The organism is Paracoccus sp. SM22M-07 (assembly GCF_001887735.1).
Taxonomy (GTDB): domain Bacteria; phylum Pseudomonadota; class Alphaproteobacteria; order Rhodobacterales; family Rhodobacteraceae; genus Paracoccus.
This window is the reverse complement of sequence record NZ_JPKW01000001.1, coordinates 303,447-323,376: the sequence shown is the minus strand read 5'-3', so window position 1 is coordinate 323,376 and position 19,930 is coordinate 303,447. Positions and strand designations below refer to the sequence as shown.

Here is a 19,930-nt window from a genome sequence, read left to right as displayed (position 1 = left end):
CCTTTCCGGGGGCTTCAGCCCGCCCAGCCCTCGACGATGATGACATCGGCCTGCGACACGGGTTCGCGCAGCGCCTTGGCCGCCTGGTAGCCGGCGCTGTGATAGCAATCCTGCGCCGCCTTCAGCGAGGGAAATTCGATCACGACACTGCGGGGACGCGCCTGTCCCTCGACGACCTCCTGCGGGCCGCCACGCACCAGAAAGCGCGCGCCGTATTCCGCAAAGGGCGCGGCATTGGCACGGCGATAGGCCTCATAGGCGTCGGGGTCGTCGATCGTCACATGGGCGATCCAATAGGCCTTGGTCATTCCGCCTCCGGGATGGTGATGCGTCCTTCGGCCACGCGCACGGCGCGGCCCGACACATGGACAGCCGACAGTCTGCCCCCGCTGACGGTCACGCGCAACCCGATGCGCGACGGGCGTCCCATCTCGACGCCCTGACGCAATTCCAGCCGCGTCTCGCCCTCGGGCAGGACGCCTGCCGCCAGCAGCGGCGCCGCCAGCGTGGCCGAGGCCGATCCGGTGGCCGGATCTTCGGGAATGCCATTGGCCGGGGCGAACATCCGGGCGCGGAAACCCTGATCTTCGGGGGTATAGGCATAGACTTTGGGGATATCACGGGTCAGCGCCTCGAAGGCCGCCCCTGCGGGGCGCGCCTGTGCCAGGGCCGCCAGATCGCGCAGCGGGGCAAAGATGAAGCCGGGCCCGGCCTGTGCCATGACCGGACGGTGCGCACCGAAACCCACCTGGTCCGGCGCCAGCGCCAGCCCCGCGGCCACGACGGCCGGATCGACCGGTGCGCCCAGTTCCGGCAGCACCGGCGCCCGGAATTCGGCCAGCCCCTCCGCGATGGTGACGGGCACCATCCCGGCCTCCTCCTCCAGCACCAGATGGCCGTCCTGCCCGTCCGACAGGTGCAGGGCGCAGCCGATGGTGGGATGACCCGCAAAGGGGATCTCGGCCAGGGGCAGGAAAATCCGCACCCGCGCCCTGTTCGCAGGGTCCGCGGGGCGCATCACGAAGATCGTCTCGGACAGGTTGAACTGGCGCGCGATGGTCTGCATCTGCGCCCCGTTCAGATCATCGGCCCCCATGACAATGGCCAGGGGGTTGCCGCTGAAGGCGCGGTCCGTGAAAACGTCATAGACGAAGAAATCCAGCATCCGCCCCCCTGTCCGTGCAGAAACTATCCGCGGGGGTCGCCCCGCTCAGTACTTCTGCGGCACATAGAGGTCCCGGGGCAAGATCTCGCGTTCGTAATCGGGGTTGAAGACGCGGTCGGGCAGGCGGACCTCCTCATGGGGGACATCGCCATAGGGGATCATCCCCAGCAGGTGGTCGATGCAGTTCAGGCGGGCGCGTTTCTTGTCATTGCCGGGCACGATGTACCAAGGTGCCTCGGGGATGTTGGTGCGTTCGAACATGTCTTCCTTGGCCTTGGTATAGGCCTCCCACCGGACGCGCGACTGCAGGTCCATCGGCGACAGCTTCCACTGCTTCAGGGGATCGTGGACGCGCATCTGAAAGCGCATCTGCTGTTCCTCGTCGGTGATCGAGAACCAGTATTTGATCAGCCGGATGCCCGACCGCACCAGCATGCGTTCGAATTCCGGCACGTCCTGGAAGAACTGTTCGACCTGATCCTCGGAGGCAAAGCCCATCACGCGTTCCACGCCCGCGCGGTTGTACCAGCTGCGGTCGAACAGCACGATCTCTCCGCCTGCGGGCAGGTGGGGGACATAGCGCTGGAAATACCACTGGGTCTTTTCGCGGTCCGAAGGTGCGGGCAGCGCCGCCACCCGCACGATGCGCGGGTTCAGGCGTTGGGTGATGCGCTTGATGGCGCCGCCCTTGCCGGCGCTGTCGCGGCCCTCGAAGACGACGACGACCTTTTCCTTGTGATGGCTGACCCAATCCTGCAGCCGGATCAGTTCGGATTGCAGGCGCAGCAATTCGCGGAAATAGGTCTTGCGCTCCATCCGGTCGGGGTGGTGGGCGCGATAGATGCGGCGGATCTCGGCCGACAGCATCGCGTCTTCCAGCTCCAGCTCGATATCCTCGTCCAGCGTCTCTTGCAGTTCGGCTTCCAGCCAATCCTTGTAGTCGTCGTTCATCGCGGTCTCCGGGGGTCTTTGCTGCGCGGTCTATGCGGGAAATGTAACGGGCTTGCGTCAGCGGCCGAACTGTCTGACACATTCCGGCGTCACGGCCAGCACGAAGCTGCCGTCGCGCAGGCCGTCGACGGTGCCGCACCACGCGCCCTGCGTGGTGAACAGGCTTTGCGTGCCGCGTGCGGGGCGATAGGCGACGCGTCGCCCGTTGATGTCGAACAGGTTCAGCACGCCGCCGGCGTTGCGGGCGTAATACCCCAGCACATCACCTTGCGCGGTGAAGATCAGCCGCTTTTCATTGGCCGGGTTGGTGGGCCGGTTTTCCCAGGCCGCCGATGAATTGGCGGTGTTTCCGGCGGAATTCCACGCCGAATGCGGCGCGTTGCCCGGCCGCGACGGGCTGTTGGCAGGGTTGCCCGGCCCCACGTCGAAGGGCAGCTGCGTGCGGTCCAGCACGATCAGCGGGGCATCCGCCAGCGCGGGGGCGGCCAGACAGCACAGGATCGAGATCAGGCGGAACATGGGATGCCCTTGGGTCGGTTCGTGACCCGCCCATCATGCCCTGAACCGCCGCCCGATGACAGGGCCGCGCAAGGATTGTTGCGCCGGTCGCGATGCGGGCCTAAGCCCGTGGGGCAGGGCGCCGCATCGGCATGATGCCTTGGGCGTTTTCCTGACGAAAAAGGGGCTGATCATGGCCGATGACGACTATGTCTATGACGATGTGACGGGCGAATGGCGCCCTGCCGGCGAGATCGCCGCCGAGGCCGATGCCGCGCAGGTGGTGCGCGACAGCGCGGGCACCGTTCTGGCCGATGGCGACCAGGTGGTGCTGATCAAGGATCTGAAGGTCAAGGGCACCAGCACGGTCCTGAAGCAGGGCACCGTCATCCGGTCGATCCGCCTGACCGCGGACCCCGCCGAGGTCGATTGCCGCCACGATACGGTCAAGGGCCTGGTGTTGCGGACCGAGTTCCTGCGCAAGCGCTAGGTCTTCAGGGCTTCGATGATGCGGTCCCATTCCGCGCGGTTGCCCGGCACGCCAAGGCGCAGCCACCGCGCGGAATAGAGAAAGCGCCGCGACCAGATCTGCGCACGCGCCAGCCTGTCCTGCGCCGCCGCCGCATCGGGCGTGTCGTAAAGGCGGAACAGATGCGTGCCCCCCGCCTGCCGCCAGCCCGCGCCGACCGCCAGCCGGTCCAGCCGCAATGATGCCTCGGCGTGATAGCCGATGGCATCGTCGGCCCAGGCCAGATCCCCCATCGCCGCCGTCGCGATCTGCAGCGCGGGGCCGTTCACCGACCATGGTCCCGCCGCCTGCGCCATCCGCGCCAGCAGGTCGGGCGCGCCGATGACAAAGCCAAGCCGGATGCCCGCCAGACCCCAGAATTTGCCGAAGCTGCGCAGCAGGGTGCAGTTCTCGGGCAGATCGCCCGCCAGCGACAGGTCCGGGCGGGGATCGGCAAAGCTTTCGTCCACGACCAGTTGACCGACCGTCGCCGCCAGATCGCGCAGCTGCCGGGGCTGCCATTCGCGTCCGTCGGGGTTGTTGGGGTTCACCACCACAGCCAGATCCGCGCCCCGCATATCTGCCAGCGTGGGGCAGGGAGAGACCTGCCAGCCCGCCGCCGTCAGGCTGGCCGCATGTTCGTTATAGGTGGGCTGCAGCACCGCCGCGCGCCCCATGGGCAACACCCGCGGCAGCAGCTGGATCGCGGCCGAGGCCCCCGCCACCGCCAGCAGCCGATCGGGCGCGCAGCCATACCAGGACGCCGCCACCCGGATCAGGCGCGATTCGGCCTGACGGGTCGGCAGATTGCGCCATGCGTCGTCGGATATGGCGGGGACCGGCCAGGGGCGGCGGTTGATCCCTGTGGACAAGTCGATCCAAACTCCGGGACCAAAGCGCATTTGCGCCTCGTCCAGGTTGCCTCCGTGATCGCGCTGCATCTTGGATTCCCGCCTTAATTCCCGCCCCGACTGCTAGGGCAGAACTTATCCCCATGCAATCCATCCCCAGAAACCGACTTTACAGGAAAGACCCCTGCAGCCACGATATATGGTAAGAAGAAGGCGGTCAGACGCCTGGTGTTGTGTTTTTACCAAGTGGCCGGCCCGATCGGGGCGCGGTCGTCCAGAAGGCAGACGATGTCCCTTACCCGCGCCTATATCGCCAGCGACGAGATCCACCCCATCGACATCGTCGAGGCGGTGGCCAATCATCACGATTGGGAATTCGACCGCCTGGCCGATGACGAGATCACCATGGTCGTCGAGGGTCAGTGGCGCAATTATGTGCTGACGCTGGCCTGGGTCGCCAGGGACGAGGTGCTGCGCCTTGTCTGCGCCTTCGACCACGATCCCCCCGAAGGCCGCTTGCCGCTGATCTATGAAACGATCAATCTGGCCAACGACCAGGTCTGGGATGGCGGCTTCACCTATTGGGGCGGCGAAAGGCAGATGGTCTGGCGCTATGGGCTGGTTCTGGCGGGCGACATCATCGCCTCGACCCGGCAGGTGGACCAGATGATCGCCAGCGCGCTTGCGGCTTGCGAACGCTTCTATCCCGCCTTCCAGCTGGTCGCATGGGGGCAGACGGCGCCGCGCCCGGCGCTGGACATTGCCTTTGGGGAAACCTACGGCAGGGCATGACGGCGGGAACGCCCGCCTGCCACGAACGGGGGACGCGGATGAGCGATTTCGACGATATCAATGCACGCGGGCTGGTGCTGGTCGGCTGCGGCAAGATGGGTGGGGCCATGCTTAAGGGCTGGCTGGCGCGCGGGCTGGACCCGGCATCCGTGACCGTGATCGACCCCAAGCTGGCGCCCGAATGGCAGGACAAGGGCCTGAACGTGAACGGCGATTTGCCCCGTGATCCGGCGGTGGTGGTGCTGGCGGTCAAGCCGCAGATGATGGGCGACGCCTTGGGCCGGATGCCCGATTTGTCGGGGGCGTTGGTGATCTCGGTCGCGGCGGGCACGATGATCGCCACCTTTGAAAAGGCCTTTCCCGGTGCGCCCATCGTGCGCGTCATGCCCAACACCCCCGCCGCCATCGGCAAGGGCATTTCCGCCATGATCGGCAATGCCGCCACCACTCCCGCCCAGCTGGACCTGGCCGAGACGCTGATGCGCGCCGTGGGCCGTGTCGTGCGTCTGGAGGGCGAAGACCAGATGGACGCCGTCACCGGCCTGTCGGGCAGCGGCCCCGCCTATGTCTTTCACATGATCGAGGCGATGGCCCGGGCAGGCGAGGCGCAGGGCCTGTCGCCCGACCTTTCGCTGGAACTGGCGCGCATGACCGTCGCGGGTGCGGGCGCGCTGGCCATTGATGCCGACGAAGATCCGGGCGTCCTGCGCCAGAACGTCACCTCGCCCAACGGCACCACCGCCGCGGGGCTGGAGGTGCTGATGCAGGATCTGCCCGATCTGATGACCCGCACCGTCGCCGCCGCCGCCGAACGCGGGCGTGCCCTGGGCCGGGGCGAGGCATGACGATCAGCTTCGACGATTTCGACAAGGTCGACATCCGCACCGCCACCATCACCCGCGCCGAGCCCTTCCCCGAGGCCCGCAAGCCCGCCATCAAGCTGTGGCTGGATCTGGGCGATCTGGGAGAGCGCAAATCATCCGCCCAGATCACCCGGCATTACGATCCAGCCTCGCTGGTGGGCAGACAGGTGCTGTGCGTGGTGAATTTCCCGCCCCGCCAGATCGGCCCCTTCATGTCCGAGGTGCTGGTGCTGGGCGTGCCCGACCCCGATAACGACGTGGTGCTGATCGGCCCCGATCAGCCTGTCCCGAACGGAGGAAAGCTGTTTTGAAGCTGCTGGTCACTCGTCCCATGACGACCCGTGCGCGCGCCGCGATCGAGGCGGAATGCGACGCGACATTCCTGGAAAACACCAAGCTGGACGCCACCCAGGCCGCCCGCGCGATGCAGGATTACGACGCGATCATCCCGACCATCGGTGACGCCTTCACCGCCCAGGCCTTTCACGGCACGCCGCGCTGTAGGCTGCTGGCGAATTTCGGCGCGGGCTTCAACCATATCGACATCGATGCCGCCCGGCGCGCGGGCATCACCGTCACCAACACCCCCCATGTCGTGACCGACGCCACCGCCGACATCGCCATCACGCTGATGCTGATGACGCTGCGCCGCGCCTCCGAAGGGGAACGTCTGCTGCGGGCGGGCGAATGGGTGGGCTGGAACCCGACGCAGATGCTGGGCCGTCACATGACGGGCGCCACGGTCGGCATCGTCGGCATGGGCCGCATCGGCAAGGCCATCGCGCGCCGCTGCCATTTCGGCTTTGGGATGGAGGTGGTGTTCTTCAACCGCTCGACCGTCACCGATCTGGACCACCCGGCGCGTCAGGTGCCCGATCTGCTGGAGATGCTGCGCGATTGCGACGTGGCGGTCATCGCCGTGCCGGGCGGCGACAAGACGCGGGGCATGATCGGCCAGGACCAGCTGGCGGCCCTGGGTGCCGACAGCTTCCTGATCAACATCGCCCGCGGCGACGTGGTGGACGAAGACGCGCTGATCGCGGCGCTTTATGCGGGCACGATTGCGGGGGCGGGGCTGGACGTCTATGCCAAGGAACCGCATGTGCCCCAGGACCTGATCGACGCCCCGAACACCACGCTGTTGCCGCACCTGGGAACCGCCACCGATGATACGCGAACCCAAATGGGTCTGCGCGCCCTGCGCAACGTGGCGGCCTTTGCCGCAGGTCAGGAACCCCCCGACAAGGTAAGCTGATCACGACCGGTTTGTGGAACCGACGACGCCCGCGCCGTGTTGTCACCCCATACGCAAGCAAGTTGCAAGGAGCGCATCATGAACTGGGATATCATTCAGGGTAAATGGAAGCAGCTCAAAGGTCAGACCCAGGAAAAATGGGGCGAACTGACCAATGACGATCTGGACCGGATCGACGGCAACAAGGACCAGCTGGCCGGCAAGCTGCAGGAAAAATACGGCTGGACCAAGGAAGAAGCCGACAAGGAAATCAACGACTATTACGCTGACAAGTAAGTCGGGTTGACTTGACCGCTTGATTTGAAAGGGTGCCCCCAAGGGGGCGCCCTTTTTCGCATTCCGGGGGGACTGATGCGCGGACAGGTACTGGAACTTTTGCAGGTCGGCGTCAGGGCCGCCGATCCCCGCGCGGCGGTGGATCGCGCCATGCAGGGCCTGGCAGGCGGCGATGGCGCCTGGCATGTCGTGGCGCTTGGCAAAGCGGCCCGCGCGATGGCGCAATCCGCCCTGGCGCATTTGCCGGGCGCACGCGCGCTGGTCATCAGCAACCGCGGCAATGACGCGGCGCTGGCATGTGCCACGGTGCTGCGGGCGGGTCATCCGCAGCCCGATGCCGATGGCATGGCGGCGGCCACGCAGTTGGAGGATTTTCTGACCGCCGTCGGCCCGCAGGACCGGGTGCTGGCGCTGATTTCGGGCGGGGGGTCGGCGATGCTGCCCGCGCCTGTGGCGGGGCTGGACCTGGCGGATCTGCAGGCGGTGAACGCTGCGTTGCTGTCTTCGGGGGCGGATATCACCCAGACGAACCTGGTGCGGCAGGGGCTGGACCGGCTGAAGGGCGGCGGCTGGCTGGCGCTGTCCCGCGCGCCCGTGACGGCGCTGATCCTGTCGGACGTGCCGGGCGACGATCTGCGGGTGGTGGCCTCGGGGCCGACGGTGTCGCCCATCGGGACGCCTGCGGATGCCTGCCGGACACTGCGCGACCTGGGCATTTGGGACGATCTGACCCCGCAGATCCGCGCCGCGTTGGAACGGCCGGTATCGGCGCGACAGGAGCCTGAGGCGCGAAATATCCTGGTCGGGTCGAATGGCATCAGCCTGCAGGCCATGATCGCGGCCGGCGGACAGGATGCGGGCGTGGCGCTGATCGGCGATGTCGATGACTGTGCCCGCGCCCTGGTGCGGGCGATGCGCGATGCCCCCATGGGCGTGCCGATGGTCATGGGCGGGGAAACCACGGTGCGTCTGACCGGCGACGGAATGGGCGGGCGCAACCAGGAACTGGCGCTGCGTTTCGCGCTGCATGCCCGCGATCTGCCGGGCTGCTGGTGCTTTGCCGCGATGGGCAGCGATGGGCGTGACGGGCCGGGGGATGCAGCAGGCGGCATCGTGGGGCACCGCACCCTGTCGCACCTGCATGATCGCGGCATCGACCTGCAGGATGTGCTGCGCCGCAACGACGCCACCCCTGCGCTGCGTGCCGTTGGCGGGTTGATCATGACCGGCCCATCGGGCACCAACGTCGCAGATCTGGCGGTCTTTGCGCGATATCACGCCTGACGCTGCCGCCCGACCCTGCAAGGAAACCGACGATGCATTACGCCTATGCCGCCGAGGGCAACCGACTGATCCAGCTGCAGCCGGGCACCGATCTGCGCCAGGCGCTGTGGATCGACCTGATCCAGCCCACGGATGCCGAGATGGCCATGCTGCGCGCCCTGGGCTTTGACCTGCCCACCCTGGCCGACATGGAAGAGATCGAGCTGTCGAACCGCCTCTATCGCGAGGAGCTGATGGATTACATGACCGCCATGTTGCCCGGCGAGGTCGCGGGGGGCGGGCGGCAATCCATGCCGGTAACCTTCGTGCTGTCGGACCGACAGCTGGTGACGGTGCGGCATCATTCGCCCAAGCCCTTCCTGACCTTTCCGACGCGGGCGGAACGATCGACCCTTGGCTGCATGACCGCCGATCGGTTGTTCCTGGGTCTGGTCGAGGAGATCATCGCCCGCCTTGCCGATATCCTGGAGGGGTCGGGGCGAATTTTGGACAGCACCACCGCGGGCGTGTTCGATCCGGGGGCGACGGGGGCGGCATCCGACAGGTTGCAGGCGGCGCTGCAGGATGTGGGCCGCGAGGCCGAGACCATGGCGCGTGTCCGGCTGGGCCTTCTGACCATCGAACGGATGCTGGCCTTCTTTACCGCCCTGATCGAGGACCGCCCCGAGGCGAAACGCCTGCGGCCCGTCGCCCGCGCGCAGATGCGCGACGTCCAGGCGCTGGAGGTGCATGCCGATTTCCTGGGCAGCCGCGTCAGCCTGGCCGTCGACACGACACTTGGCATGATCAACCTGCAACAGAACAACACGGTGCGCATCCTGTCGGTGATCGCGGCACTGTTCCTGCCGCCGACGCTGATCGCCAGCATCTATGGCATGAACTTCGACAACATGCCCGAATTGCACAGGGCCTGGGGCTATCCCTATGCGCTGGTGCTGATGGGGGTGACGACGGTGGGAACCTATCTGTTCCTGCGCTGGAAGCGCTGGCTGTAAGGGGGCGCTGACGCCCCCTTGACGTGCATCAGTCCATGCGTTTGCCGCTGTCCTTGTGGAACAGGTGCAGCGCTTCGGGGCGGAAGGACAGATTCATGCTGTCCGACAGGGGCGCATCCGAGGGCAGGGTGATGGTGATACGCTCGCCCCCGGTCTTGCCATGGACCAGACGCTGCGCGCCCAGTTCCTCGACCGCCAGGACGTTCATGGCGATGGGGCCGTCGGGGGTCACGCTCAGATCCTCGGGGCGGATGCCGATCTGGCCCGCATGGGCGGTGCCCGGCAGATGCGGGACGGCGCTGGCCGAGATCAGGTTCATCGCCGGGCTGCCGATGAAGCTGGCGACGAAGGCCGATGCCGGGCGGCGATAGACATCCAGCGGCGTGCCGATCTGTTCGACCTGCCCGCCGTTCAGCACCACCAGCCGGTCGGCCAGGGTCATCGCCTCCAGCTGGTCATGCGTCACGTAAAGCGACGTCGTGCGCAGGCGCTTCTGCAGTTCCTTGATCTCCAGCCGCATGGCGACGCGCAGCTTGGCGTCCAGGTTCGACAGCGGTTCGTCGAACAGAAATGCCGCCGGTTCGCGCACGATGGCGCGCCCCATCGCGACGCGCTGGCGCTGACCGCCCGACAGGGCCGCCGGCTTGCGGTCCAGAAACGGGCCGATCTGCAGGATCTCGGAGGCCTGGGCCACGCGCTTTTCGATCTCGTCCTTGGGGGTCTTCCGGTTCTTCAGGCCATAGGCCAGGTTCTGGCGCACCGACATATGCGGATAGAGCGCATAGTTCTGGAACACCATCGCGATGTCGCGGTCGGCCGGTTCGACCTTGTTGACGACGCGGTCGCCGATGCGGACCTCGCCCTCGCTGATGGATTCAAGGCCCGCCACCATCCGCAGCAGGGTGGATTTGCCGCAGCCCGACGGCCCGACCAGCACGATGAATTCGCCATCCGCAATATCGATGTTCACGCCGCCCACGGCGCGGGTGCCGCCGGGATAGACCTTGCCAAGATTGTCCAGGGTAATGGAAGCCACGTTATTTCTCCGTCTCGACAAGACCTTTGACGAACAGGCGCTGCATGCCCACGACCACCGCGACGGGCGGCAGCATGGCTAGCATCGCGGTCGCCATGACCAGATGCCATTGCGGCAGACCGTCCACGGCATCCGCCATGCGCTTGATCCCCGCAACGATGGTGTAATAATCCGAGCTGGTCGTGATCAGCAGCGGCCAGAGGTATTGGTTCCAGCCATAGATGAACAGGATCACGAACAGCGCGGCGATGTTGGTGCGCGACAAGGGCAGCAAAATGTCGCGGAAGAACTTCATGGGCCCGGCGCCGTCGATGCGGGCGGCCTCGGTCAGCTCATCCGGGATGGTCAGGAAGACCTGGCGGAACAGGAACGTGGCCGTGGCCGACGCGATCAGCGGGATCGACAGGCCCGCATAGCTGTTCAACAGCCCCAGATCCGCCACCACCTGGAAGGTCGGCACGATCCGCACCTCGACCGGCAGCATCAGCGTCACGAAGATGCACCAGAAGGCCAAGCCCCGGAACGGAAAGCGGAAATAGACCACCGCGAAGGCCGACAGGATGGAAATGGCGATCTTTCCGATGGCGATGGACAGCGCCATGATCAGGCTGTTGAACATCATCGTGCCGACGGGCGGCGTGCCGCTGGTGGACACGCCCGCGCCCAGCATCTGGCTGTAGTTTTCGACCAAGTGCGGACCGGGCCACATCGGGATGGTGCCCGACATGAAGTCGGTCGGGCCATGGGTCGATGCCACGAAGGCCACCCAGACGGGCAGGGCGACGATGCAGACCCCCAGGATCAGCGTTGCATGGGCCAGAAGGTTCAGGCCGGGACGGTTCTCGATCATCAGTAGGCCACCTTCTCTTCGACAAAGCGGAATTGCACCACGGTCAGGATCAGCACCAGGATCATCAGCACCACCGATTGCGCGGCCGAGCTGCCGATGTTCTGGCCGATGAAGCCGTCGAAATAGACCTTGTAGACCATGATGTTGGTGGCCTGCGCGGGGCCGCCTTCGGTCGTGGCGTCGATGACGCCGAAGGTGTCGAACATGGCATAGACGATGTTCACGACCAGCAGGAAGAAGGTCGTGGGCGACAGCAGCGGGAAGGTGATGTCGAAGAAGCGCCGCACCGGACCTGCGCCGTCGATGGCCGCAGCCTCGCGCAGGGATGCGGGGATGGATTGCAGGCCCGCCAAGAAGAACAGGAAGTTGTAGCTGATCTGCTTCCAGGCGCTGGCGATGACGACAAGGATCATCGCGTCGGTCTTGCTGCCGATATGGTTCCAGTCATAGCCGACCTGGGCCAGCACATAGGGCATGATGCCGATGGTCGGGTTGAAGATGAACCACCACAGGATGCCCGCGACCGCCGGGGCCACGGCATAGGGCCAGACCAGCAGGGTCGTATAAACGCGCGTCGACCGGATCATCCGGTCCACCGCGATGGCCAGCAGCAGCGCCATCCCCATCGACAGCACCGTCACCGAGACGGCGAAGATCGCGGTGACCTTCAGCGAATTGAAATATTCCGGGCTTTGCAGCAGATAGGCAAAGTTTTCCAACCCGACAAAGCTGGTGCGGGTGCCGAAGGCATCCTCGCGCAGGAAGCTTTGACGGACGGCCTGTGCTGCGGGCCACAGGAAGAAGACGAAGGTGATGATCAGCTGCGGTGCCAGAAGAAGCCATGGCAGAAGCTGATTGCTGAAGATGGTGCGCTTCATCGGAAACCCGTTTCGGGGGGATGGGCATCGCGGCCCGGAAAATGGCGACAGGGCCGCGCCGATGGCGCGGCCCCTTTCAGAGGTCGGGGATTTACTGGTTCTGGGCCTGGAATTCTTCCAGCAGCGCGTTGCCACGCTGGACCACGCTGTCAAGCGCGCCCTGGGCATCCTTGGATCCGGACAGAAGCTGTTCGAATTCCTCGTCGATGATGCCGCGGATCTGGACATAGTTGCCGAAACGCAGGCCCTTCGAGTTCTCGGTCGGCTCGTTCAGGGTGATCTGCTTGATGCCGGTATCGGCACCGGGGTTCTCGGCATAGAAGTTCTTCATCTGGTCGCCCGCCGCCGAAGTGATCGGCAGATAGCCCGAGAAGGACGCCCAGTCAGCCTGCACCTCGGGCGAGGAGAGATAGCTGAAGAAGGCGGCGGCGGCGTCATATTCCTCGTCGGACTTGCCCGACAGGACCCACAGCGTCGCGCCCCCGATGATCGAGTTCTGCGGCGCGCCCTCGACATCGTCGTAATAGGGCAGCATGCCGAAGCCCAGTTCGAAATCGGTGGCGTTGGCGATCACGCCCGCGCGGCTGGCCGAGCTGTTCATGATCATCGCGCAGTCCTGCGAATAGAACATCGGGGGGGCGTTGTCGCCGCCGACCGGGCCGCCATATTTGAAGATGCCCTCATCGGCCCACTTCTTCAGGTTGCCCCAGTGCTTGACCTGCGTCGGGCCGTTCAGCGACAAGCGCGCGTCAAGACCGCCAAAGCCGTTTTCCATCGTGCCGATGGGCTGGTTGTGCCAGGCGCTGAAGTTTTCGGTCTGGATCCAGCTGATCCAGCCGGTGGTGAAGCCGCAGGATGCCGCGTCGCTGTCGATGATCTTCTTCGAGAATTCCTCGACCTCGGCCCAGGTCTTGGGGGGCGTTTCGGGGTCCAGGCCGGCCTTTTCGAAGACGGTCTTGTTGTAATACAGGATCGGGGTCGAGCTGTTGAAGGGCATCGACAGCATGTTGCCGTCGCTGTCGGTGTAATAGCCGACGACCGAAGGCAGGAAGGCCGACGGATCGAAGCCTTCGCCATGTTCTTCCATCAACTGGTGGACGGGGACGATCGCGCCCTGCGCGGCCATCATGGTGCCGGTGCCGACCTCGAAGACCTGCACGATGGCGGGCTGCTGCTGGGCGCGGAAGGCGGCGATCGCGGCGGTCATGGTTTCGGGATAGGTGCCCTTGTAGGACGGCACCACGGTATAGTCTTCCTGGCTGTCGTTGAAGCCCTGGACGATCTCTTCCAGCTTGGTGCCCAGTTCGCCGCCCATGGCGTGCCACCAGTCGATGGTGGTTTCGGCGTTGGCAGTTCCAAGCGACGCGATCAGCGCCACCGCGGATGCGGTGCTGTAACGGATCATGGTATTCCCCCCATTGGAGTTGCATTGGGACCACCGCCTAACTCCTCCGGGCGACAATCACGCAACATTGATGTGAAGGGAATGTGACAGTCTTTGACCGGTCGGTCAATCGTGGCGTCGCCGACCGGTCAAGCCTTGTCAGGCCTTTGAAAAACGGGCGATCAGGGGGGTGATCGTGGCCTCGATGATCGGGTTCAGCACCTTGGTCACGATCGGAAGCAGCGCCAGCCCCAGCACCAGCCCGACGATGCCGTCGAAGAAGGCGGTGGTGACCCAAGTCGCGATCCCCGCGATGGAAGGAACCGCGGCGGCGGCGCCTTCGGCCCAGTGATGGATGATGTCATAGGGCATGTGCCAGCCCAGGTCGTGCAGCCCGTGAACGATGATCTGACCGCCGACCCAGATCATGGCCGCGGTGCCCACGATGGTCAGAAGGGTCATCAGATGCGGCATGATGATGACGATCCCACGCCCTAGGGCGGCCAGCGGACCGGTGCGGCGCTGCGCGAGATGCAGGCCGACATCATCGGCCTTCACGATCAGCGCGACCGAGCCATAGACCGCGACGGTCACACCCACGGCCACGACGGCCAGGATCAGGGCCTTGGTCAGCAGCGTGTCCGACGCGGGGATGGTCGACAGCGCGATGGTCATGATTTCCGCCGACAGGATGAAGTCGGTCTTGATGGCCCCCGCGACGCGCTTTTCCTCCAGCGCGGCGCCGGGGGTTTCGGTATGGGTGTGCTTTTCGGCGTCATGGGTATCGGAATGGTGGAACAGGGATGCCACCTTGTGCGCGCCCTCATAGCACAGATAGGCGCCACCGATCATCAGCAGCGGCGTGATCAGCCAAGGCGCAAAGACCGTCAGCAGCAGCGCGATGGGCAGCAGGATCACCATCTTGTTGAACAGCGATCCGCGCGTGATCTTCCAGACGATGGGCAATTCGCGGCTGGCATCGAAGCCGTGAACGTATTTCGGCGTCACGGCGGCATCATCGATCAGCGCGCCGGCGGCCTTGGTTCCGGCCTTCACGGCCTGTCCCGCAACGTCGTCGATCGACGCCGCCGCGACCTTGGAGATGGCTGCAACGTCGTCAAGAAGTGCGATCAGGCCGCTCATATGTCCGGTTCCCTTCGGATAAGTCGTCGTCGGCATTCTGGGCGATGCCGATCGGAAGATGCAACGCCGATGACGCGGATCGGGTTCATCGCGCAGGAAAAAGGCCCGCGCACGAGGGGGAGTGCGCGGGCCTGAGGCCGTCCGATCGGGGGAACAGACGGCCCCTATGCCGCCGAATGCTTACATCGCGGGCAGCATGACCGTGTCGATGACGTGGATCACGCCGTTCGACTGATCGACATCGGGGATGGTGACGGTCGCAACCGTGCCGTTTTCATCGGTCAGCTGCAGCGCGTTGTTGTCGGGGTTGATCGAGGCGCTGAGCGTGCAGCCGCCGACGGTCGCAACGTCATGCGCGCCGCCGTCATCCATGATCATCTTGCCGATCGCGGGCGACATCGCATCCGCGGCAACGACGTGGCAGGTCAGGATCTTGACCAGCTTGTCCTTGTTTTCCGGCTTCAGCAGGTCTTCGACGGTGCCGGCGGGCAGCTTTTCGAAGGCTGCGTTGGTGGGGGCGAACACGGTGAAGGGGCCTTCGCCCGACAGCGTTTCGGCCAGACCGGCGGCCTGAACAGCTGCAACCAGCGTGGTATGGTCGGCCGAGTTCACGGCGTTTTCGACGATGTTGCGGTCGGGGAACATCTCGGCACCGCCGACCATCGTGTTCTGTGCCATGGCGGGGGCACTGAAGGCGACGGTGGCTGCAACGATCGAGGCGCCGACTTTGGTAAAGCTGCTGAACATGGTTTTCCTCCGGGTTGTGGTCATGGACGCGAACTTGCGCCCTGTGCCCACAACCACGCAGAGGTGGGTGGGTTAGTTGCACCCACCCGGCATCTTTTTCACATCACGAACGCGTGAGATCTGAGATTGCCACGACCGGACCCGTCGCCTGGCCGGTCGGCGATCCGCCAAGCGGTTCATCCGAAAGGGCAATCTTGACATCTTCGGCAGGGTCCAGCCCTTCGGGCAGGGTCATGCGCATATTTCCGTCCCGTGGCACCAGGCCGATGGAAATCGGTGCCGAACCGTCCGGCTTGATCCACCAGATCTCCAGATCGCGGTCGGCGGGGGGCGTGCCACCCTCCATCGCGATCTCTATTTCGCGGCCGGTCAGGCGGGCGGCGACGCGCATCTGGCTGTCCTGGACCTGCAGCTGGGCCTGGAAGCCCGGCTGCGGGGTGAGGTCCTGCCCCGGCATGATGAACAGGAAGGCCAGCGCGGCAGCGCCCAGCAGGCCGCCGAATGCCCCCATCGGACCACGCCACCAGGCGCGGCGTTCGGTCGGATCGTTGGCCAGGGGCGGGCTGGCATGGCCCAGCCTTTCGCGGATCGCGTGGCGGGCGCGGGCAGGGGCCATGACGGGGGTCAGGTTTTCGGCCATGCCCGCCAGGCGTTCATGCCAGTCCCGCACGGTGCGCGCGAATTCGGCATCATCCGCCATCCGGGCCGTCGCGGCCGTCAGGTCGTCGCCATCCAGAAGCCCAAGCGCCATTTCGGCCGCCAGCGCCTGATCTTCTTCCTGCGGGGTCAGGGGGGCGTCTTCGGTCATTGGCTAACACAGTCTTTCAGGCGCAACAGGCTGCGGCGCAGCCAGCTTCGCACGGTATTGATGGGCATCCCCTCGCGTTGGGCAAGGTCGGCATAGGTCACGCCCTCCAGATAGACGGCGCGCACGGCACCGGCCTGGGCTTCGGCCAGCCGCGCCAGGCATTCGTCCAGCATCCGGCGTTCCTGGGCCATGATCGTGGCCGATTCGGGGCTGGGCGCGTCGCAGGGCAGGGCGGCGGCGGCGTCTTCGGGGGCGGTGCTGGGGCGCGAATTGCGGGCGCGCAGCTTGTCGATCGAGCGGTTGCGCGCGATGGTGATCAGCCAGGTCATGGGCGACAACCCGTTCGAGGCATAGCGCGAGGCACCCTGCCAGACGCGGATATAGACCTCCTGCAAGGTCTCCTCGGCCTCGGGGCGGTCGCGCAGGACTGACAGGCAGACCGCATGCAGCTTGGCCGAGGTCGCGTCGTAAAGCGCGTCGAAGGCATCCCGGTCGCCAAGCGAGATGCGCGAGATGAGGCGTTCAAGCTCTGTTCTGCGTGCGTCGGTCAAGGGCCGCGTTTCCTGCTGTGGGGATTGCATCAAGGATTTCAGGGGTCACCTTAGGGTTGCTGCGGCAAGGCGTCAACGCGGCCCCGCTTGCACGTCCGGCACGAATGCGCGATCAATGCGCGGATGCGATGAGAGAGGCCGGACGAATGCTGGACATGAACGCCAAACCCACCGAAGAGATCGACCTGCGCGAGGTGTTCGGTCTGGACAGCGACATGAAGGTGAAAGGCTTTGCCGAACGCACCGAGCGTGTCCCCGAGATCGACAGCACCTACAAGTTCGATCCCGACACGACGATGGCGATCCTTGCGGGCTTTGCCTATAACCGCCGGGTGATGGTGCAGGGCTATCACGGGACGGGGAAATCGACCCATATCGAACAGATCGCCGCGCGCCTGAACTGGCCCTGCGTGCGTGTCAACCTGGACAGCCATGTCAGCCGGATCGACCTGATCGGCAAGGACGCGATCAAGCTGGTCGATGGCAAGCAGGTCACCGTCTTCCACGAAGGCATCCTGCCTTGGGCGCTGCGCAACCCGACCGCCATCGTCTTTGACGAATATGACGCGGGCCGCGCCGACGTGATGTTCGTCATCCAGCGCGTGCTTGAGGCCGACGGCAAGCTGACCCTGCTGGATCAGAACGAGGTGATCACGCCGAACCCCTATTTCCGCCTGTTCGCGACCGCGAACACCGTGGGTCTGGGCGACACGACGGGCCTTTATCACGGCACCCAGCAGATCAACCAGGGCCAAATGGACCGCTGGTCGCTGGTCGCGACACTGAACTATCTGTCCCACGATGCCGAGGCCGCGATCATCCTGGCCAAGAACCCGAACTACAACAACGAGAAGGGCCGCAAGGTCATCAGCCAGATGGTGACGCTGGCCGATCTGACCCGCACGGCCTTCATGCAGGGCGACCTGTCCACCGTCATGTCGCCGCGCACGGTGCTGTCATGGGCGCAGAACGCGCGCATCTTCGACAATATCGGCTATGCTTTCCGCCTGACCTTCCTGAACAAGTGCGACGAGCTGGAGCGCCAGACCGTGGCCGAGTTCTATCAGCGGCTGTTCGACGAGGAACTGCCCGAAAGCGCGGCCAGCATCGCTGTGTGACCAGACCTGGCGGGCGGGCATGAGGCCCGCCCCCACCATCCGAAAGCCGCCGCGTGGGGAGAAGACGTGACATGAACAAGCCCACTGACAATCCCGCCGATCCCTTCAAGAAGGCGCTGACCCAAGCCACGCGGGCGATGGCCGACGAACATGAACTGAACGTCACCTTCACGGCGGACCCGTCGGGCATGGCGGGCGACACGATGCGCCTGCCGCAGATCAGCCGCCGCATGGCCCGCGACGAAGTATTGCTGGCGCGCGGCACCGCCGATGCCTTTGCCATGCGGGTGCGCCACCACGACGCCGCGACGCACGCGAAATACGCCCCCGCAGGCCCCATGGCGCGCGAGCTTTACGAGGCGATGGAAACCGCCCGCTGCGAGGCTTTGGGTGCGCGCGACATGCCGGGTGCGCTGTCCAACATCGACGCGCGGATCGGGGCGGATGCCGACAAGAAGGGCTATGCCCAGATCAGCGCCCCCGCCGATGCGCCGCTGTCGGTCGCGGCGGGCTATATCGTGCGGCAGGCGGCGACGGGCCGCCCCTTGCCCCCGGGGGCGCAGAACGTGGCCGACCTGTGGCGTCCCTTCGTGGAAAGCCAGGCGGGCGGGTCGCTGTCGGACGTGAACAGGGCGCTGGCCGACCAGTCCAGCTTTGCCCGCCTTGCGCGCCAGATCATCACCGATCTGGGCTATGGCGACCAGCTGGGCGAGGACCCCGATCAGCCCGAGGATGACGACGCCGACGACAATTCCGAGCAGGACGAGGAATCGGGCGACAACCAGTCCCGCGAACAGGATGACAGCGAGGATTCCGAGGCCAGTTCCGAACGCAGCCAGGAACAGACACAGGATGAACAGCAGGCCTCGGTCAGCATGGATGACCAGTCCGAGGACGAGATGTCGGATGAGGCCGAGATGCCCGAATCCGATGCGCCGCCCGACCAGCCGCCCCCGGTCAGCGATGCCAGCCCCGATTACACCGTCTTTGCCCAGAACTGGGACGAGGAGATCCGCGCCGAAGACCTGGCCGACGAGGCCGAGCTGGAACGGCTGCGCGCCTATCTGGACAAGCAGCTGGACCCTTTGCGCGGGGCCGTCAGCCGTCTGGCGAATAAATTGCAGCGGCGCCTGCAGGCCCAGCAGAACCGCAGCTGGGAATTCGACAAGGAGGAGGGCGTGCTGGACGCGGGCCGCTTGGCGCGCGTGGTGGCAAACCCGACCATGCCGCTGTCCTTCAAGATTGAGAAGGATACCGAGTTCCGCGACACGGTCGTGACGCTGCTGATCGACAATTCGGGATCGATGCGCGGCCGTCCGATCAGCATCGCCGCGATCTGTGCGGATGTGCTGGCGCGTACGCTGGAGCGCTGCAACGTCAAGGTCGAGATCCTGGGTTTCACCACCCGCGCATGGAAGGGCGGGCAGGCGCGCGAGGCTTGGCTGGCCGCCGGCCGTCCCGCCCAGCCCGGTCGCCTGAACGACCTGCGCCACATCATCTATAAATCCGCCGACGCGCCTTGGCGTCGGGTGCGCCCCAATCTGGGGCTGATGATGAAGGAAGGCCTGCTGAAGGAGAACATCGACGGCGAGGCGCTGGAATGGGCGCATCGCCGCCTGGTCAAGCGGTCCGAGGCGCGCAAGATCCTGATGGTCATCTCGGACGGGGCGCCGGTCGATGATTCGACGCTGTCTGTCAATCCGGCGAACTTCCTGGAACGGCATCTGCGCGACGTGATCGCCATGGTCGAGAAGCGCCGCGCGGTCGAATTGCTGGCCATCGGCATCGGGCACGATGTGACGCGGTATTACGAACGCGCCGTGACGATCACCGACGCGGAACAGCTGGCGGGGGCGATCACAGAACAGCTGGCGGCGCTGTTCGACAGCGATCCCCGCAAGCGCGCGCGGGTCTTGGGCATGGCCTCCCTGCGGCGGCGTTGATCTGCGTCCCGCGACGGCCGGGGGGCCGGCCCCC

General features: G+C 65.6%; 23 protein-coding genes. 10 read left to right on the top strand and 13 right to left on the bottom strand.

Features of this window, described 5'->3' with window-relative positions; genetic code table 11:
- Positions 1-14: 14 nt before the first annotated feature.
- From IE00_RS01665 to IE00_RS01650, 4 genes are read right to left on the bottom strand one after another with little or no spacing between them, the layout of a single operon-like run.
- A complete protein-coding gene (locus tag IE00_RS01665; RefSeq protein ID WP_072295310.1) occupies positions 15-308 on the bottom strand; it encodes a DUF1330 domain-containing protein in 294 nt (97 codons plus the stop codon).
- The gene (locus IE00_RS01660; protein WP_072295309.1) at positions 305-1,165 is read right to left on the bottom strand and encodes a PhzF family phenazine biosynthesis protein; all 861 of its coding nucleotides are present in this window, start codon (positions 1,163-1,165) and stop codon (positions 305-307) included. The genes IE00_RS01665 and IE00_RS01660 overlap by 4 nt, the downstream gene beginning before the upstream one ends.
- A 45-nt stretch (positions 1,166-1,210) precedes the next feature.
- The gene (gene ppk2 / locus IE00_RS01655) at positions 1,211-2,116 is read right to left on the bottom strand and encodes a polyphosphate kinase 2 (RefSeq protein ID WP_072295308.1); all 906 of its coding nucleotides are present in this window, start codon (positions 2,114-2,116) and stop codon (positions 1,211-1,213) included.
- Between the two features lie 57 nt (positions 2,117-2,173).
- A complete protein-coding gene (locus IE00_RS01650; protein ID WP_072295307.1) occupies positions 2,174-2,635 on the bottom strand; it encodes a hypothetical protein in 462 nt (153 codons plus the stop codon).
- A gap of 172 nt (positions 2,636-2,807) precedes the next feature.
- On the opposite strand from IE00_RS01650, the gene IE00_RS01645 reads away from it, so the two are divergent.
- The gene (locus IE00_RS01645) at positions 2,808-3,104 is read left to right on the top strand and encodes an alkylphosphonate utilization protein (protein ID WP_072295634.1); all 297 of its coding nucleotides are present in this window, start codon (positions 2,808-2,810) and stop codon (positions 3,102-3,104) included.
- On the opposite strand, the gene cobD is transcribed toward IE00_RS01645, so the two are convergent.
- Positions 3,101-4,063, bottom strand: a complete 963-nt coding sequence (gene cobD / locus IE00_RS01640) for a threonine-phosphate decarboxylase CobD (protein ID WP_072295306.1) — start codon at positions 4,061-4,063, stop codon at positions 3,101-3,103. The two genes, IE00_RS01645 and cobD, sit on opposite strands and share 4 nt — an antisense overlap.
- 198 nt (positions 4,064-4,261) lie before the next feature.
- Between cobD and IE00_RS01635 the strand changes: the two genes are divergently transcribed.
- From IE00_RS01635 to IE00_RS01605, 7 genes are all read left to right on the top strand, one after another.
- On the top strand, positions 4,262-4,765 hold the full coding sequence (locus tag IE00_RS01635) for a YbjN domain-containing protein (protein ID WP_072295305.1): 504 nt from the start codon (positions 4,262-4,264) through the stop codon (positions 4,763-4,765).
- Between the two features lie 38 nt (positions 4,766-4,803).
- Positions 4,804-5,610, top strand: coding sequence for a pyrroline-5-carboxylate reductase (gene proC, locus IE00_RS01630; protein WP_072295304.1), 807 nt, complete (start codon positions 4,804-4,806; stop codon positions 5,608-5,610).
- Entirely contained in the window at positions 5,607-5,939 is a 333-nt protein-coding gene (locus tag IE00_RS01625) for a tRNA-binding protein (RefSeq protein ID WP_072295303.1), read from the top strand. Before proC ends, IE00_RS01625 begins: the two co-directional genes overlap by 4 nt.
- Entirely contained in the window at positions 5,936-6,883 is a 948-nt protein-coding gene (locus IE00_RS01620) for a D-glycerate dehydrogenase (protein WP_072295302.1), read from the top strand. Before IE00_RS01625 ends, IE00_RS01620 begins: the two co-directional genes overlap by 4 nt.
- A gap of 78 nt (positions 6,884-6,961) precedes the next feature.
- The gene (locus IE00_RS01615) at positions 6,962-7,159 is read left to right on the top strand and encodes a CsbD family protein (RefSeq protein ID WP_072295301.1); all 198 of its coding nucleotides are present in this window, start codon (positions 6,962-6,964) and stop codon (positions 7,157-7,159) included.
- A gap of 75 nt (positions 7,160-7,234) precedes the next feature.
- A complete protein-coding gene (locus IE00_RS01610; RefSeq protein WP_072295300.1) occupies positions 7,235-8,443 on the top strand; it encodes a glycerate kinase in 1,209 nt (402 codons plus the stop codon).
- Between the two features lie 32 nt (positions 8,444-8,475).
- Positions 8,476-9,438 carry a magnesium transporter CorA family protein gene (locus tag IE00_RS01605; RefSeq protein ID WP_072295299.1) on the top strand — a complete coding sequence of 321 codons (963 nt, stop codon included), beginning with the start codon at positions 8,476-8,478 and terminating at the stop codon, positions 9,436-9,438.
- Between the two features lie 28 nt (positions 9,439-9,466).
- On the opposite strand, the gene IE00_RS01600 is transcribed toward IE00_RS01605, so the two are convergent.
- The 8 genes from IE00_RS01600 to IE00_RS01565 all read right to left on the bottom strand — a co-directional run bounded on the left by IE00_RS01600 (position 9,467) and on the right by IE00_RS01565 (position 16,835).
- Complete coding sequence (locus IE00_RS01600) at positions 9,467-10,474, bottom strand: sn-glycerol-3-phosphate import ATP-binding protein UgpC (protein WP_072295298.1); 1,008 nt, start codon at positions 10,472-10,474, stop codon at positions 9,467-9,469.
- Between the two features lies 1 nt (position 10,475).
- Positions 10,476-11,324: a sn-glycerol-3-phosphate ABC transporter permease UgpE gene (gene ugpE, locus IE00_RS01595; protein ID WP_072295297.1), complete on the bottom strand. Its 849-nt coding sequence runs from the start codon at positions 11,322-11,324 to the stop codon at positions 10,476-10,478.
- Positions 11,324-12,202, bottom strand: a complete 879-nt coding sequence (gene ugpA, locus IE00_RS01590; RefSeq protein ID WP_072295296.1) for a sn-glycerol-3-phosphate ABC transporter permease UgpA — start codon at positions 12,200-12,202, stop codon at positions 11,324-11,326. Before ugpA ends, ugpE begins: the two co-directional genes overlap by 1 nt.
- A gap of 91 nt (positions 12,203-12,293) precedes the next feature.
- Positions 12,294-13,607 carry a sn-glycerol-3-phosphate ABC transporter substrate-binding protein UgpB gene (ugpB, locus tag IE00_RS01585; RefSeq protein ID WP_072295295.1) on the bottom strand — a complete coding sequence of 438 codons (1,314 nt, stop codon included), beginning with the start codon at positions 13,605-13,607 and terminating at the stop codon, positions 12,294-12,296.
- Between the two features lie 138 nt (positions 13,608-13,745).
- On the bottom strand, positions 13,746-14,729 hold the full coding sequence (locus tag IE00_RS01580) for a DUF808 domain-containing protein (RefSeq protein ID WP_072295294.1): 984 nt from the start codon (positions 14,727-14,729) through the stop codon (positions 13,746-13,748).
- 180 nt (positions 14,730-14,909) lie between these two features.
- Complete coding sequence (locus tag IE00_RS01575) at positions 14,910-15,476, bottom strand: fasciclin domain-containing protein (RefSeq protein WP_072295293.1); 567 nt, start codon at positions 15,474-15,476, stop codon at positions 14,910-14,912.
- A gap of 103 nt (positions 15,477-15,579) precedes the next feature.
- Complete coding sequence (locus IE00_RS01570; RefSeq protein WP_072295292.1) at positions 15,580-16,284, bottom strand: anti-sigma factor domain-containing protein; 705 nt, start codon at positions 16,282-16,284, stop codon at positions 15,580-15,582.
- Entirely contained in the window at positions 16,281-16,835 is a 555-nt protein-coding gene (locus IE00_RS01565; protein WP_240493762.1) for a sigma-70 family RNA polymerase sigma factor, read from the bottom strand. The genes IE00_RS01570 and IE00_RS01565 overlap by 4 nt, the downstream gene beginning before the upstream one ends.
- A gap of 146 nt (positions 16,836-16,981) precedes the next feature.
- On the opposite strand from IE00_RS01565, the gene cobS reads away from it, so the two are divergent.
- On the top strand, positions 16,982-17,953 hold the full coding sequence (cobS, locus tag IE00_RS01560) for a cobaltochelatase subunit CobS (RefSeq protein WP_072295290.1): 972 nt from the start codon (positions 16,982-16,984) through the stop codon (positions 17,951-17,953).
- A gap of 71 nt (positions 17,954-18,024) precedes the next feature.
- Positions 18,025-19,896, top strand: coding sequence for a cobaltochelatase subunit CobT (cobT, locus tag IE00_RS01555; RefSeq protein WP_072295289.1), 1,872 nt, complete (start codon positions 18,025-18,027; stop codon positions 19,894-19,896).
- Positions 19,897-19,930 lie beyond the last annotated feature (34 nt).